The 17275-nt window shown below is 26.1% G+C and carries 15 protein-coding genes; 10 read left to right on the top strand and 5 right to left on the bottom strand.

From position 1 onward, the window contains the following. The first annotated feature begins 6 nt into the window (after nt 1-6). Genes ACAG39_03120 through ACAG39_03085 form a run of 8 tightly spaced genes read left to right on the top strand, consistent with a single transcriptional unit; the run spans nt 7 to nt 10638 of the window. The gene (locus ACAG39_03120) at nt 7-579 is read left to right on the top strand and encodes a prepilin-type N-terminal cleavage/methylation domain-containing protein (protein ID MEZ0536227.1); all 573 of its coding nucleotides are present in this window, start codon (nt 7-9) and stop codon (nt 577-579) included. Next, on the top strand, nt 576-1079 hold the full coding sequence (locus ACAG39_03115) for a prepilin-type N-terminal cleavage/methylation domain-containing protein (protein ID MEZ0536226.1): 504 nt from the start codon (nt 576-578) through the stop codon (nt 1077-1079). The genes ACAG39_03120 and ACAG39_03115 overlap by 4 nt, the downstream gene beginning before the upstream one ends. Before the next feature lie 21 nt (nt 1080-1100). Further along, nucleotides 1101-2069, top strand: a complete 969-nt coding sequence (gene pilM, locus ACAG39_03110; protein MEZ0536225.1) for a pilus assembly protein PilM — start codon at nt 1101-1103, stop codon at nt 2067-2069. A 22-nt stretch (nt 2070-2091) separates the two neighbouring features. Continuing rightward, nucleotides 2092-2631, top strand: coding sequence for a PilN domain-containing protein (locus ACAG39_03105; GenBank protein ID MEZ0536224.1), 540 nt, complete (start codon nt 2092-2094; stop codon nt 2629-2631). Nucleotides 2632-2636: 5 nt separating this feature from the next. Further along, the gene (locus tag ACAG39_03100; GenBank protein MEZ0536223.1) at nt 2637-3899 is read left to right on the top strand and encodes a hypothetical protein; all 1263 of its coding nucleotides are present in this window, start codon (nt 2637-2639) and stop codon (nt 3897-3899) included. Beyond that, nucleotides 3883-4677 carry a prepilin-type N-terminal cleavage/methylation domain-containing protein gene (locus ACAG39_03095; protein MEZ0536222.1) on the top strand — a complete coding sequence of 265 codons (795 nt, stop codon included), beginning with the start codon at nt 3883-3885 and terminating at the stop codon, nt 4675-4677. Before ACAG39_03100 ends, ACAG39_03095 begins: the two co-directional genes overlap by 17 nt. Beyond that, on the top strand, nt 4678-7263 hold the full coding sequence (locus tag ACAG39_03090; protein ID MEZ0536221.1) for a hypothetical protein: 2586 nt from the start codon (nt 4678-4680) through the stop codon (nt 7261-7263). Between the two features lie 21 nt (nt 7264-7284). Next, a complete protein-coding gene (locus ACAG39_03085) occupies nt 7285-10638 on the top strand; it encodes a DUF5057 domain-containing protein (protein MEZ0536220.1) in 3354 nt (1117 codons plus the stop codon). A 36-nt stretch (nt 10639-10674) separates the two neighbouring features. Here the strand turns inward: ACAG39_03085 and ACAG39_03080 are convergent, their stop codons facing one another. The 3 genes from ACAG39_03080 to ACAG39_03070 form a co-directional block, all read right to left on the bottom strand. Continuing rightward, nucleotides 10675-11238 carry a uracil-DNA glycosylase gene (locus ACAG39_03080; protein ID MEZ0536219.1) on the bottom strand — a complete coding sequence of 188 codons (564 nt, stop codon included), beginning with the start codon at nt 11236-11238 and terminating at the stop codon, nt 10675-10677. Further along, entirely contained in the window at nt 11210-12421 is a 1212-nt protein-coding gene (locus tag ACAG39_03075; protein ID MEZ0536218.1) for an aspartate aminotransferase family protein, read from the bottom strand. Before ACAG39_03075 ends, ACAG39_03080 begins: the two co-directional genes overlap by 29 nt. Before the next feature lie 67 nt (nt 12422-12488). Next, complete coding sequence (locus ACAG39_03070) at nt 12489-13109, bottom strand: DedA family protein (GenBank protein MEZ0536217.1); 621 nt, start codon at nt 13107-13109, stop codon at nt 12489-12491. 62 nt (nt 13110-13171) lie between these two features. Between ACAG39_03070 and ACAG39_03065 the strand changes: the two genes are divergently transcribed. Beyond that, nucleotides 13172-14161 (top strand): hypothetical protein, encoded by a 990-nt coding sequence (locus tag ACAG39_03065; protein MEZ0536216.1) that lies wholly within the window; start codon nt 13172-13174, stop codon nt 14159-14161. Here ACAG39_03065 and uppP read toward each other — a convergent pair. Next, the gene (uppP, locus tag ACAG39_03060) at nt 14123-14914 is read right to left on the bottom strand and encodes an undecaprenyl-diphosphatase UppP (GenBank protein MEZ0536215.1); all 792 of its coding nucleotides are present in this window, start codon (nt 14912-14914) and stop codon (nt 14123-14125) included. The two genes, ACAG39_03065 and uppP, sit on opposite strands and share 39 nt — an antisense overlap. A gap of 129 nt (nt 14915-15043) precedes the next feature. Here uppP and tsaD point away from each other — a divergent pair, with 129 nt between their 5' ends. Then, nucleotides 15044-16060 carry a tRNA (adenosine(37)-N6)-threonylcarbamoyltransferase complex transferase subunit TsaD gene (gene tsaD, locus ACAG39_03055; protein MEZ0536214.1) on the top strand — a complete coding sequence of 339 codons (1017 nt, stop codon included), beginning with the start codon at nt 15044-15046 and terminating at the stop codon, nt 16058-16060. Here tsaD and ACAG39_03050 read toward each other — a convergent pair. Beyond that, nucleotides 16057-17109: an HD-GYP domain-containing protein gene (locus ACAG39_03050; protein ID MEZ0536213.1), complete on the bottom strand. Its 1053-nt coding sequence runs from the start codon at nt 17107-17109 to the stop codon at nt 16057-16059. The two genes, tsaD and ACAG39_03050, sit on opposite strands and share 4 nt — an antisense overlap. Between the last annotated feature and the right edge of the window lie 166 nt (nt 17110-17275).

Genomic DNA, 17275 nt, shown 5'->3' with positions numbered 1-17275 from the left:
ATAATAATGAAGCAAAAAAATAAAGCATTTACTTTAACTGAGATGGCAATAGTAATATCAATTATTGCAATTTTACTTGGTATTGCTATCCCAAATATTATCTCAATGAAAAAAAAAGCTGAAGTTGATAGAGCTATTAATATTTTAGCATCATTACTACGTGAAACTTATGATAAAACAAATCAAGCACTTTTATCAGATGGTTATTATATAGAAATTATTGTTAACAACAACAAGGTTCAGCAAATAAATTTTATAGATTTTACTGATGGGACAAAAAAGGTTGTAAAAACCTTTGATGTTAATAATTTAGTTATTAAAATATATGAAAATGATACTCAACTTTTACCTACTTCTAATTATAAAGTAATCTATTTGACATATACAAAATATGGTATTTTATATGGAACATTTGCCAATAATGCTTTTAATGATGTTACAAGTATTATTAGTACATCTTTAACATCAAAAATAAACTATTATAGTAATAAAGATATAAAAATAGAATTAGCTTATTCAGATAAGAAAAAAACTCTTATTATGCCAATTGCTAGTCCTGGGAGAGTAGAGATTAAATGAAAAAGATAAATTATAAAGCATTTACATTAATTGAGATAATTATAGCTAGTGCAATTCTTATTATAATATTGACAGCAGTTTATTCTTTTTTTAATAGTAACTTTAAGATAATATCTAGAGAGTCAAAGAAAACAAATATTGATAGCCAAGCTAAAACATTAATTGATAATATAAATCAATGGTTACAAATGGCTGATCAGAATACGATACAATATAATGAATTTAGAAATGTGTTAGACAATAGCATTAATTATAAAAAGGTGCAGTTTACAATTTATCAGCCCTCAACAACTGATATAAAAATAATGTTTTATCCTAATACATCTTCTATTACCATTTGGAATGGTTCTATCTCTAACAAGTATCTTGATGGATATATTGATGATATGCAAGTAGATTTTCAAAGCGGTAGTTATATTAACATAAAGATAATTGTTAATTATAAAATGAATAATATAAAAAAAACTTACGAAGTTTTTCATAATATCAGAAACGACTAATTGCCAAAGGAGTTTTATTACATGAGTCAAGTTGTATCTATTGAACTAGGACGAAGTATTATTAAAGTTTGTCAAGGTAGCTATTCAAATAAAAAGTTATTTATTAGCAAATATTCTGAACATAATTTAGAAGATCCAATTTTTATAGATGATATACGGGTTGATAAAAAACTATTAATTGATGTTATGGAAAAATTTTATTTTTCAAATAATTTTAACAGAAGGGGAATAAATATTATTATTTCTGGACTTCCTAATATGTTAATCCGTGAATTAGTTATTCCTGATTTACCAAAAGAGAAAACACATTCTTTAATTCAGTTTGAATCAAGACAATATTTTCCAGTTAATATGGATAACTATCTAATTGATTATAAACAGATTACAAAATTTATTGATAATAAACAAAAGAAACAAAAGATACTTTTGGTTGCAGTACCTAAAAGTATAATAGAAGGAATAATAGAAGCATTTAGTGATCTTAATTTAAAGATAAATAAAATTGATATAGAAGCAAATTCACTTACTAAACTTGTATATCATGAAAGAGAAATAAGAAAAGAAGAAAAAAATTCTTTATATCTTATTGTCAATTTAATGCGTTATTTTATTACAACAGTTATAGCAGAAGATCAAAATATTATTATAGCTAAGACATTTCCAAACTATGATCTTGAGAGGATGTTTAAGGAAGGTAACGATTATGGTTTAAGCATTGAAAATATGTTTATGTATGTCATAAATGAAATTGTAGAAAATATAGTTAAATTTTATGAATTTTATAAATCAAGAGAACAAAACCCAAAAGATATTTCTAAGATTTATTTAACAGGAGAAGTATGCCAACACTTTGATATAAGCTCAATGCTAAATTCTAAGATAAATACACAAATAGAACTATTAACAGATATACAATTGATTGAAAACAGAGTAATTTTAAATAAATCAGATCTTTTTTCTTATTCAATATGTTTTAGCGGTATCTTATAATGTTGACAAGGGAGCGATAAATTTGGCAAATAAGCTAAAAGATATAAACTTATATGAAGCGTATATTCTTTCATCAAAACCACAATCAAAAGGTACAAGAGTTTTTGTGTTATTATTTATTTTAGAAATATTGATATTAGTTTTTATTTTTTCAACAAATGTAACCAAATATAATATGATAATAAATGATAATAAAAGATTAAATAATGAAATTAATGTTAAGCAGCAACAACTTGCACAAGTTGAAATATTTACTAAAAAGAAAAACTTACTAAACCAAAAGCAAACAATATTAGATTATATAATAATTCAACATCAAAGATATCTAAAAACTCTTGATATTTTAGAAAATATTGCTCCATCAAAGATAGTGTATAATAATGTTAATTTAGAATTAAACAAAGTAACATGTAATATTAGTGGGGATTCATATGAAACAGTGACACAGTTTGTATATAATATGCAAAATAGTGGGTATTTTAGTAATATTTCTTTTAATACTATAAATTCAAGTAATAGTATATATACATCAATTATTTCAGCAGACATTGTGGGGAAGTGATTTTATTGAGTTTATCTGAAAGAGACAAAAAATTATTGTTAGTATTATTTATGATAATTATAGGGTTCTTATTTTACAATTTTTTCTATTTACCATTTTCTGAAAAGATTGATTTAGTATCTAAGGAAAATACTAATCTTAAAAATAGATATGATGAAATAATACAAAGATTAGCAATATATAATGCAAACAAAGATAAAATAAAGACTATCGAAAATGATTATAATAGGTTAAGTTCATATTTACCACCCAATCAAGATGAAAAATTTACTGTTTTGGATATAAAAAGATTAGCAAAACAATACAATAATACATTACAAAATATCACATTATCTCAAAAACAATTTTTAGATTTACCTGAATTACCTGGAATTAATCAGGTATATTATTTTTCAATGCAACAAAATTGGACTATAAGCTATTATGATTTTAAAAAATTATTAGCTTCCCAAAAAGATTTTACTCCTTTATATGCAATTGATTCTATTAATATTAACAATGTACAGAATAAAGTTATGGCTAATTTTAATTTAAAGTTTTTTGGATTTATTGATGAATTGGCACCTACAAGAAAATGGTATGATTTTGATATAAAAACAGGTAAAGGCGATTTATTTTCAAGCAAAAATATCCCCAAATTAAATGCTACTGATAATAATACAAGTAAGAACAATGCTATTAGCCAAGGTAATAATCAGTTGCCTACTAATAATAATTTACAATCAAATGGCAAACAACAATTAGATAATAATGGCAATTCGGCAATTGTTATACTACCTGATAAAAATAGTAACACTAATAAAAATAATAGCAATAATAATATTCCTTCTCAATCACAAGATAATAAAAATAATATTAATATAAAAAATGCTGATTTTACCATTTCGGTTTCAACAATAGAATCACCAACAACTAATGTGGTTATAGAGAAAACAGGTAGTGTTTCAATATTTGGAGCTAACAAATTATCAGAGAATATACATTTATATATAAAAGGTAATAAAGGTAATTATTTGTATCAATATAAAACCGGAAAATCACAGTATCCTAAAAATAATTTTGAAAAGTTTAATCCTATTGGAAGGGATATTATTATTGCAATATACTCAACTAGTAGAAGATATGAAAAAGATAACAACATAGTGATTGTAAATATACATAATCAAAGTGACAAAACAGTAAAAGTATATATTAAAGATGACGATATTAAAAAGCCTAGAGTTCGAACTCAACTTGATGGAAGTGGTATATATGTCGAAAAAATATAATGGCTTTACTTTAGTTGAGGTTATGATTTCTGTTGCGATATTTGCAATATTGATTATTCCAATTGGGATTATTATTAAGCAAAGTATTCAAGCAAATGTTAAAGCACAGATAAATATTGAAGTTGCTCAAGTATTGAATAATGCAGTGGAGAAAGTTATTTATGAAAATATTACTGGAAGTGGGTCAATAGATTATTATGGTGGTAAATATAAACTAGAATATAATATTGATCCAAACTACAGGCAAACGGATATCAGAGGTATTCAAAATAGTGAAGTTGATTTTACAATAAATATAAATAATAATACTGCTGAAATATTATCTGGTTCAAGCTCTTATAATATTAATTTGTCAACTACTCAAATTAATAAAATAAAGGTTAAAATTGTATATAATTCATCAAATAAAATAGCAACATATTACATTTATAAAGATGATAATAACATTGCAGATATTTCTTTTACTGTTTCAAATTCTAAATTAGGAGGCTACTTAATATCAAATACTTCAACAACAAAATTAGTATTATTACTAGATGGTGTTTATGATTTTTCAGATAATCTTACAGATACTATGTTCCAATTTTGGTATAATAGCGGAATTGGGCAAAATATAAAAATTGCTGCATTGTCTCCTTTTATCTCATTTGACAAAAGAGATATACAAACCATAAATAATGAGAGTGAATTTATTAAAAAGATTGATTTATCAATAAAAGATAATAAAAACAATATGTTGAAGCAGGCTACATTTTATTATTCGAATAGGGTGAAATAGATGAAAAGAACTACCTATAAAGGTTCTTCATTGATAATAATAATTATATTTATGGCTGTTTTATTTACATTATCTGCTGGTATTATTGAGCTTACTGTTTCATCGATAAGGCAAAGTAATAGCTATTATAGCAAGAATAAAGCTTATTATGATACAGAAAGTGTTTTAGAACGTATAATATTTTATTTAGACCAAATGGCTGAAGATGCAAGAAAAAAAACTAATGACTATTTTTTTACGCCAAGTGGAGCATTAAACACTAATAATGGTGATATTAATGATTTATATACACCTAAAGGTATTTATAACTATTATTTAACACAAACTGTAGCATATGATAGTTACTTACATGATGGCATTTATACACAACAACAATATGACCAAGCCTTATCTAATATACAATCATGGTACGCAAATAGAATTAGAGATGCTTTTGTTAAAGAATACAAAAACTATATTAAAAAGTTTTTTAATAATCAATCAGATTCACCTGTATTTGAAGTTGTTTATAACACTAATAATATTTCAATAGATTCATGGAATGATCTTAAAGATTTTTTAGACAATATTGAATTTAACATACCTAATATTCAAATTTCATATACAAATTTATCAAATTCACCTTCAAATATTGATTATCATTTTGGTTCAATTGATCCAATTGATATTAATTTAGAAGTACAAGTTATTAATTTAAGTGATAAAACAAAAAGAGCATTAATTAGTAAAATCAATATACTTCCTTTTAAAGATCAAAACTTAGTTTTTTCACAAAAAAGTATTAAAAGGGGATTTAATGGGATATTAGATTATACATTATATAGTGGTAGAAATATATTTGTTGCAAATGGTGGGAAAAAATTAATAATTAAAGGCGATATTTTAGCTAAATCTACTTATAATAATGTTGATAGCCAATATTCATCTGATAAATTTGGGGGTCTTATTGTAGGCTTAGATCAAAATACAATTGATAATCTTAATTATGCTGATAATAATAAGATAGATGCAAATTCTCAAAATTATCTAAATAATATCATAAGCTCAACATCAACAGTTAGTGGAAATATATATATTGATGGGAATATATATTTAGGATATCCAATTATTACTTATCCTAGTAGTTCTGAGGATTGGATTAGATATTCTATTTTAGGTGGTTTTATAAGAACTATTGCAAATAATTCTACAATTACAGTTACAAATAATGTTTATTGCCATAGTATTGTAACTGAAGAAACATCACAAAATTCAATCATTAACATTGGCGGTAATGCATATATTGCTGATAATCTTTCTATGTATGCTAAAAATAGTAAAATTGATATAGGTGGATCTTTAATTGGCTTTGAAGATGCCCAAAGTGATACAAATTATAACTCATCACCATCAATTGTTATAAATGAAGATACTGCTCAACTAAACATTGCTCGAAATGTTGTTTTATTTGGTGTAGCATTTGTTGATAATGTTAATGATCATAACAATAAACTGTTCAGAACAGCTGAAAGTTCTTCACTTCTTCCCAATTTTTTAATTTATCAATATTTTAAAGGAGTTAATAGTACTGAATTAAACAACTTAGGTTTTACAGATAATGATACAAATTCGATATTCAATGCGTCTTATTATACTAATTATAAAATTAGAGATAATGCTTCAGGGACTGATGATAACATAAGCTTATATGATATTAAAGAAGCTGGACCAGATAATGCAACAAGTTTTGTTCTACATTATTTGGCTGCTCATAGTATTGATGCCGATAATTACGATATGGAATATAATTATGGCGACAATATTTCGGTTGGGGGTGGTAATATATCAGTAGATCCAAACGATATATATAATACAAGTTATTTTAATTTTTTATTTAATGCAAATGGAAAGATTTATTTGTCAAGGAATATATATATACCTAACCTAAATTATATTAAAACTAAACTAGGTGATAAATTTGTAGACTTAAGTTCTAATATCAATGCTACCTTTATTAACAATTTAAAAAATAATTTAATATTTCCAATAAAAAAAGCTTTAATAGACAAACTAAATTTAAGAGGTAAAGGTAATATAACAAATGACCCTAATCAAGTTGATTTTGAGTTAAATGATTTTGTTGATTTTAATGCACTTAGCTCAGATACATTAACAATTTTTGACACAACATTAAAAAAATTAATAATTATTAGTAAAAATGATATTGATATAGACATAGGTAGTTATCAAGGATTATTAAATGGTCTAAATGATTACTCAGTATTATTAGTGAGCAAAAAAAATATTAACATTAAAAATTCCTTAAGCGGGACGGTAAAATTATACGGAAATATTATTGCAGGAGGTGATATAATTTTTAGCGGAAATGGTGATATTGAAATTAATTACAACAAACAAAAATCAGGTGAGCTAATGAATTATTACAGCTTAGATAGTAACGTTTTGAAAAAATTAGGCCAACTTTATAATTTCTTTATTAAAGGAGTAGATTTTAACAATATGATTGAAATACCATTTTTGACATCACCAGAGAAGGTAACAAAATCAAACATAAAAGTTATTTATCGCAGACAATTAATAAAGTAAAATGAGTTTGAGGTGTTATAAATGAAAAACAAAAAATTATTTTTTTTAGTGCCATTACTAATAATAGGAATTATTATCACATTTTTATTAACAAATAAATTGGTTTATGGTGGAGGTAATTCTAATCAGGTTATAAATGATAACATAAATATTCTTGAAATTATACCTGATTTCAAAGACACACCTGCATTAAAAACTTTTATTAATAATAATAAATCCTTATTCCCTAATATAAATGTTACTTCAATAACATTAAATCAATTTAACTCAATGAGAAATGATGTCAATGGTGAATATGATATTGTTTATTTTGGGAAAGGAAATTATGGTTTAGTATCTGGTTCGAGTGATAGCAATAACCCAAATGGTGCAAATAATAGTACAACTGTTATTCCTCGAAGATATAATGATATTACTAATTTAAGAGCTAAACCAATTAAGGATATGCTCAACTCAAATCAAGCAGTTATATTTGATGTAGCTGCATTTAGCAAAACAGATACTAATTTATATTCAAACTTTAATAGCTTAGTGCCCACCAGTAAAAGAACTAATATTGACTCGTTTGATTATGATAAATTTATAAGCCAAATATATAATAGATATCAAAGTTCAAACAAAAAGTTGATAGTTAATAACTTTCAAAAACCAAATGAAGATATAGAATACAAAGCAGGGGATACACTAACTTTTTCTTTTAATGTTAAAAATCCAAATAATAATTCCAATAACTATACAGCTAAGTTATATATTGATTTAAATAGGGATGGCTTATTTAAGTCAGATGAATTGAAAAGTGTTCAACCACTAAATAATTATAATACATTATCTAATGTTACTTTTACTATGCCATTAGTGTATAGTGCACCTATTTATTGGAAATTAGAGCTTGTAGCATTAGATTCAAATTATAATGAAACAAAGATTAAAAGAGTTTTTTATGGAAAAGTTAAATATAAAGGTATAGAAATTAATGCAAATGTATTACAAATTGCCCCAACTCAAAGTGCATTAAGCTCATTAAACCTAAAAACTAAATTTGAGAATACAATTGTAGATGGGCACCCACTTGGTAAAAATCCAGGTTATTTTAATTTATCTGTAATACCTACTTATTCATCTGATTTTCAGAGTTCTTTTACAACGAATAAAAATAGAAATGATGGTAATTATCCTAAATATAGAGAACTATCAAAATATTTTGACATGATTATCTTTGGTTTTAATGATTGTTATGCAGGTGGAGATATAACAAACTCTGATGCAATGAAGCAAATATGGGATTATTATTCAAGAGGCTTAGGATTGATGTTAACACATGATACAATTTGGTATGTTCAGGATACTAATTCAAACTTTCCATTGAATTTATCAAGATATTTTGTAAATGAAGTTGGGCAAGCTTTTAAAAATCAAGATGACTACAATAAACTGATATCTAATGACATTTATAAGTATACTAATCCACCTTATATCCCTAACAATAATGGAACTCCAGGACAGGGATTTTCAACAGAATATATGAGATATACCTATTATAGAGTTTTATCTGGGTTAGGTGGAGTTACCGGTGGAGGAACATTTACTTCATCAACAAAAGTTAATAAAATAAACTCAGGTGTAATAAATGAATATCCTTACAAACTTAACGATTCAATTGATGTTGGAACAACACATGATATGTATTATACTCTAAATTTAGAAGATGAAGATGTAATTCCATGGTATAATCTTGATGTTAGTTCAAATAAAGACGATACAAATTCAGCTTATTATTACTACACATATTCAACAAAAAATATAACATTTTCAGGAACTGGGCATGCACCTAACGAAATTGCAAATAAAACAGATGAGCTTAAAATGTTTGTAAATACAGTAATCAAAGCTTATCTTGCAGTAAACCATAAACCAGATATTAATATAATTAAACCAGAAAATAATGCAACAAATCCATATACAATATCAAATAAAATTAGAACAATTGATATAAGTTTTGTGCCACTTGATTATGATATTTCAGATGCAGGTGCATTAAAGGTTGAAGTTTATATGAAAGATATTAATAACAATTATCAACTTCTAAAAACATTTACAAATTTAAATAGTGGTTCAGAAATTAATGATTCAATAAACAATATATATTATAATCAATCGGTTGATAACTTAAACAAAACCATCAAATTTAAAGTTATTGATTCAGATAATGCTTTTACTGAAGTTGAAATTCCAATTAAAATTGTCAATCAAAGAATATTAACAAAACCAACATTGAATTATAATATTTTTCAAAATACTGGAACTCCTAAAATTAGTGGTTCAAATGTGGGGGAAAGTAGTGATTACAATAATAACTTTAGAGTTTATATAACAATAAAAGATAATAATGGTAATGTTGTTAACAACAATAATAATTTATTAGCACTTTCATCAGCTGGTAGCTTTGAAAAAGTTATCACAAACAATTTATCTGAAACTATCGATTTTAATAAACCATATAAGGTAGAAGTATACCAGAAATATCCTGCTACAGAAACTGGGCTTGAATCAATTCAATCACCAATAGAAACAGGAGATTTATATATAGATTTACATTCACCAATTATTGACAATTTAACAATTTATGATAATGTAAGAACAAATCCAGAATTTAATGTAAATCTCTCAGGTAATAATATTGTTTATTCTTATAGACCAACTTTTAAAGGACAATTAACAGATAATGATCCAGAAGTAAGAGGTTCTATAATACTTCAGAAATATGATCCCGTACAAGGGACATATATTGATATAGCATCGCAACCTTTAAGTAGCGGAAACTTTTCATTTACACCATCAAGTGATATTCAATCTGGAAATTATAGAATTTCTATAACAGGTTGGGATAGAGCTGGTAATTATTCTAATGTATTATATAATATATCTGTTGGAACACATATTTCGAGTGTTAATTTACTTTCAAATAGAAATACAATTAATACAAATAACTCAACCATTTCGATTTCTTTAACAATAAATGCAATTGCTAATTTAACACAAGTTATTATTCCTATTGATGTTGTAAATACTACAAATTCATATTTTTATAAAGAAAATGGAGTAATTTATGTGACAACAACAAATAGTAATATATCTTTTGCTAATAAAACAGCAAATTCATTTGACCTAATTATATCTAATTTACCGAGTGGAACATCAACTGTTAAATTTACTTTAAAAATAAAAACTGATGCCAAAGATAAAGAAAACCTTATTGTAAAATTGAATGCTGGTGACGGTATAATCTATAATTACGGTTCATATAGCGGGCTACAATACCAAATACCAAGTAACATAATATTAAATATACCAGTTAAGAAAATGATACTTAGATAATTAAAGTATAAAAGAAAGAAGACTAAGGCAAAAACCTTAGTCTTCTTTTATTTGTTTATATAAATTCACAACACTCTTCAAATCCTTATAAAAATCCTCTTTTTTATTTGGGTCTCTTAGTAGTGCTGCGGGGTGATATGTAGCTATTATATCAAAATCCCCTTTTTTAAACCAACGACCTCTATCTTGGGTTATCTTTAAATCTTTTCCTAATATATATTTCATAGCGGTGGCTCCAAGGCAAACTATAATCTTTGGTTTTATCAATGAAACCTGTGCTCTTAAAAATGGCAAACAATTTTGAGCCTCATTTTCTGTTGGTACTCTATTATTTGGTGGTCTACATTTAATAATGTTACAAATATAAAAATCTCTTTCTCTATTTAGCTCAAGGCTATCTAAAGCAAGTTCAAGTAGTTTACCAGCCTTTCCAACAAAGGGCTTACCCATTTTATCTTCATCTTCGCCTGGTGCTTCACCGATAAACATAAGCTTTGCATTAATATTACCATCACCAATAACAACATTAGTTCTTGAAGAATGTATTGAACATTTAGTGCAAGAATTACAACTATTTATTAAATCCTCCCACGTTTTCATAGTGTCTCACCACATTTTCGAAAATATTTAACGCTTCATTTATAGCCTCTTCATTAACAATTAATGGTGGTGCAAATCTAATAACATTTCCTTCACCACTCATACTAGCAAGAAGTCCGTTTTGAGCTAACAATAAGTTAAGCTCTTTTACATTAGATTTAAATTCAACACCAATTAATAGACCAAGACCCCTTACATCAACAATTGAAGTTATTTTATTTTTTATATCTTTAAGTCCTTCTAAAAAAAGCTTTCCTATATTATTTACATTTGTTAAAAGGTCTTCTTCTTCAATTACATTTAATACCTCTAAGGCAATTCGAGTTGCAAAAGGATTGCCACCAAATGTTGAACCATGGTCCCCTGGTTCAAATGCTGCAACATCTTCTTTACAAAGGACTGCACCAATAGGTATACCGCCGCCTAAACCTTTTGCAAGTGTTATAATATCAGGGCTAATATCATAAAGCTCATAAGCAAAAAGTGAGCCACATCTACCAATTCCTGTTTGAACCTCATCTATTACAAAAAGAATATTATTTTCTCTACAGATATTTTCGATATCTTTTACAAAGCTCTTATCAAGAACATTTACTCCGCCTTCACCCTGTACAAGTTCAATCATTATAGCAGCTGTATTTTCATTTATTGAATTTTTAATTATTTCTATATCTTTTTCAATATTTTTAAATCCTCGTGGTAAAGGTTCATAAGGCTTTTTATATTTATCTTTTCCTGTTGCTGTAACTGTAGCTAAAGTCCTTCCATGGAAAGCATTTTTTAAAGTAATAATTTCATATCTATTCTGGCCTTTAGAATAAAAATACTTTCGTATTAATTTAATGGCACCCTCTACAGCTTCAGCACCTGAATTGCAGAAAAATGCCTTATCGAAAATACTTTTATTACAAAGTTTTTGTGCAAGTAAGGCTTGATTTTTTATATAGTATAAGCTTGAAGTATGAATTAACTTATTAGCTTGGTCAATAATTGCTTCTGTCAATCTTTTATGGCAGTGTCCTAATGAATTTACTGCAATTCCAGATATAAAATCTAAGTATTTTTTGTTGTTGCTATCATATAAATAACAACCTTTACCTTTTTCGAAAACAATAGGTATTCTTTTCCCAAATACATTCATATAATATTGTTCATCTAAATTAATAATACTTTCTAAATTCATCCTCATAACCTCATCATATAATTATTTGTACATAATTATACAACTTAATAAATAATTATACAATATTTTAAACACTTTTTTTAAATTTTGAGGAAATTTTAAAAGATATAAAAATTATTATAGCTAGTAATACAGCAACAATTATAATATTATCAAATGCTTTTAGGTGTTCACCAATACTTTTCCAATTATCACCAAGTTTTTTACCTAAATATACAAAAAATAAGGACCAAGGGAAAGAGCCAATAATAGTATAAAAAGAAAACTTAGCAAAATTCATTCTTGCAATACCAGCAGGTAGTGATATAAATGTTCTTATTACAGGCAGTAATCTACTTAAGAAAATAGTAATTTCTCCTCTTTTATTAAAGAATTTTTCTGCCTTTTCAAAGTCATGTTTTGATATAAAAAAGTACTTCCCATATTTCAAAATAAACGGTCTCCCACCATAGTACCCAACAACATATGCTAAAACAGAACCAGCATAACAACCTAAAGTAGCAACTAAACTCATTGAAAAAATGCTGCCAATTCCTTTATATACCATATAACCGCCAAGAGGTAAAATAACCTCACTTGGAATTGGGATACAAGCACTTTCTAAAGTCATTCCAATAAATATACCTAAATGTCCAAATTGAGATAGATATTCTGCGATAGCAACAAAAAAACTTTTTATTGTTTCAATCATTTATTATCCTCCATAATGGTTTTTTGAATATATTAGGTATTGTTAAAATAAGATTATTATTGAGAAAATTTTATAATATCAAAATGGATATTCTTGCAATTACATCAATTATTTTGGGCAGTATTGTAGGTGCTGGCTTTTCAACAGGGCAAGAGGTTTTTTATTTCTTTACAAGGTTTAATGGAAATAGCTTTATTTATATTTTTATTTCTTGTATTATTATATACTTCGTATTAAAAATATTTATTCAAATTGATATTAACAATAAGTTTAACAAAAAAATTGTGAAACTATATACTTTAATTTTTTCTTTTGTATCATTATCTGTTATGTTTTCAGCATTTTCACAAATAGGGCAAGAAATTTTTGGAATTAACAAAATTGTATTTGGGCTTATATGTTTCTCTATAAGTATTCTTATATATCTTCAAGGATTAACAGGTATTATGAGTGTAAATAAAATTATTATGTTTTTTATGATTTTCTTAACAATTTCATTAGCTATTTTTAGTATTAATAAAGTAAATATATCATTTAAACTTGACCTAAATTTAATTGAAAATATGAAATGGCCAATCATTTATTCTTCCTTTAACTCAATAATATGTTTGCCAATTATTCTTAGGTTAAGAGAAAGATATCATAAAAAAACTATTAATATTTCAATATCAATAGCTACATGCATAATTTTTTTATTAATTCAATTAATAAATGCATCCATTTTTTCAAATAGTTTAAGCATAGACAAATCTATGCCATTAATAGAAATAAGTAAAAATACAGTATATGAAAAGCCTTTACTTATATGCATGTCATTAGAAATACTAACTACAATATTATCTAATTATATAGGTATTTATTACTCAAGTCCAAGTAGCAAAATAGGTAATTATTTATTATTAACAGCATTATTTGTAGGTTTTTTTGATTTTAAGGATGTATTAAGGAATTTATACACTATAATAGGTTATATGGGGGTTCCATTAATTATAATTTTATCTGTTCAAGTGTTATCTAACAATATACACAACAATAATAATCAAAGCTAAAATAAATCTGTAGTATGAAAACACCTTAAAACCAGCTTTTTTAACAAAATTAAGTAGAAAATGTATTGCAAAAAAACCGACAAAACATGATACTAAAAATCCAATAATAAATGGAGTTAATTCATGCCTTATTTCTGTTATGTTTTTTGCCAACTGTAAAACACCAGCTCCAAAAATAATTGGCGCTGACATCAAAAATGAAAATTTTGCAGCAGTTTCTTTTTTAAGTCCCAAAAACAATCCAGTTGTCATTGTAATACCTGAACGAGAAATACCAGGGAATATTGCAAAAGCTTGTGATAAACCGATAAAAAAAGCATGAAAGATATTTAACTTATCTAATGAAATAGTATTTTTACCTTTTTTATCAGCATAATAAAGAATAACACCAAATAACGCTAATACTATAGCAATTAGAAGATATTGAACTCTAAAAACATTTTCAACTGTGTTTTCAAGTAAAAATCCAAAAATAGCTCCTGGTATTGTAGCTATAATAATAAACCACAGAAGCTTTCCTTTTTCAGATTTTGGCTTTGTTAAACCATTCAAAATTATTTCAAAAAAATCCTTCCAAAAGTAACCTAAAACTGCTACAAGTGTTCCTAAATGGAGAGCTACATCAAAGACTAAAGAATGTTCTTTCCAACCCAAAAGCCATGGAAAGATAATAAGGTGAGCTGAACTTGAAATTGGTAAAAACTCACCTAAACCTTGAAGAATTCCTAAAATAGTAGCTTGAATTATGCTCAATTATAACGCCTCCTTTTAAAAAAATAATCTCTTATATTATAACAAAATAAATTTGCAATTTATAACCTTTATAAAAAATTAAAATTGATATATAATATATTGAACCAAGATTAAGAAGGGAAGATTTTAATGCTTGTTCTTGGAATTGAATCATCATGTGATGAAACTTCTGCTGCTATTGTAGAAGATGGAAGAAATGTATTATCAAATATTGTGTATTCTCAAATTGATATACACACTCAGTTTGGTGGAGTTGTTCCTGAGATTGCTTCACGAAAACATGTTGAAAAGATATCTTATGTTGTTGATAAATGTATAAAAGATGCTAAAATCAGTATAAATGATATAGATGTAATTTCAGCTACTTATGGCCCTGGATTAGTAGGTTCACTTTTAGTAGGTTTATCATTTGCAAAAGGATTAAGTTATTCATTAAAAAAGCCTTTTGTTGGAGTAAATCATGTTGAAGGTCATATTTTTGCAAATTTTTTGACACATAAAGATTTAGAGCCTCCATTAATTGTACTTGTTGTTTCGGGTGGGCATACCAATATACTTGTAATGGAAAGATATAATAACTATAAAGTTTATGGGAAAACACGAGATGATGCAGTTGGTGAAGCTTTTGATAAGATAGCAAGGTATTTAAATTTAGGATATCCAGGTGGTCCAATAATTGATAAATTAGCTAAAGATGGCAATGAAAATAGGTATATATATCCTGACGCTAATTTAGAAAATCCTTATGATTTTAGCTTTAGTGGATTAAAATCAGCAGTTATAAATCATATAAATACTATGAAACAGAAAAAAGAAGATTTTAAAGTTGAAGATGTTGTTGCTTCATTTCAAAAGACTGCGGTAAATACTCTTATTAAAAGAGTAATTAATTTATGTTTTGAGACAGGTATTAAAAAGGTAGCAATTGCAGGTGGTGTTGCTGCAAATACAAAATTAAGGCAAGAACTGTTAAATTCCTGCCTTAATAATGATATTAAGCTTTATATTCCAGAAATTAAATATTGCACAGATAATGCTGCTATGATAGCATCAAATGGATACTTTAAATATATTAATGGTGAAGAAAACAGTCTCTCAATTAATGCAGTCCCATATATAAGTTTGGTAAGTAAGAATAGTATTTAGTAATTCACAACATCAATAATTTCTCTTGTTGAATCAACAGCTAAATCCACATAATAAGGCTTAAATACAGGTGGTCCAGAGTTTCTTGAGACCACTTTTATTATTGGTCTAGTTTTATTAAATGGATTTTCTTCATATACTATTGCTATTTCACCAGTATTTAAAACAACAAAACATCCTTTAGGATATTGAACGACATGGTTAATAAATCTATGAACAATTGTTCCATCAAAGTAAATTCCTGAATATTTTAATAGATAGTCAGCAGCCTTTGTTGGAACAATTTTTTTCTTATAAACCCTATCAGCAGTAAGAGCATCATAAACGTCTGCAATGGTAATTATTTTAGCAATTAATGGGATTTTATCACCTTTTAATTTTAAAGGATAACCACTTCCATCTAACTTTTCATGATGCAAAAGTGCCCCCTCTGCAACTTCTTCAGATACTTCTCCCATTTGCTTTATCAATTGATATCCGTATATTGTATGTTTTTTGATTTCCTCGTATTCATCATCAGAAAGTTTAGTTGGTTTATTTAAAATTTCAGGACCAATTTTCATTTTACCAAAATCATGAAAAAGTGCAGCTAATGCTATATTTTCAATTCTTTTTTTATCGAAATCGAGTATTTTACCTATTATAGCAGAAAAAACACATACATCTACTGAATGAAAATATGTATAGTTATCAACATCTCTAAAACCAATAATCTTTAAAAAAATGTCTTCATTTTCTATTATTTTATCAACAACATCATTAACTACTTCTTTTGCAACATCAGTATCTAAAGCATAACCATTTTTTGCAGAAATCATTAAATCTTGAACTGTTCTAAAGGTTTCATGGTATATAACTTCTTCTAATATATAATTTTCTTCTATTTGGTCAAATATGTAGATATACTCTATATCATATTCTTTTAGTTTGTTTATATGACTTGATTTTAATATAAAGCCTTCAGGAATCAAAAGTTTACCATTATTTGCAAATATATCTCTGGCAACCCTCATACCTTCATTAACTTCATTTAATCTAACCTTTTTCAATAAAATTCCCCCGTATAAATTTAGTTAATATGATGTCTATATATACATTTTACAATTAATAGCATTGACATTCAAGAAAATATATTAAAAAGTAAGTATATATTAAATATAATGTAGGATAAATTTATATAGTTATAACAGTGTTATTGTTTAAATTTTAAAGGAT

The sequence above is a fragment of the Caldicellulosiruptoraceae bacterium PP1 genome (assembly GCA_041320695.1).
GTDB lineage: Bacteria > Bacillota > Thermoanaerobacteria > Caldicellulosiruptorales > Caldicellulosiruptoraceae > JBGGOQ01.
This window is presented reverse-complemented; position numbering and strand designations above follow the sequence as displayed.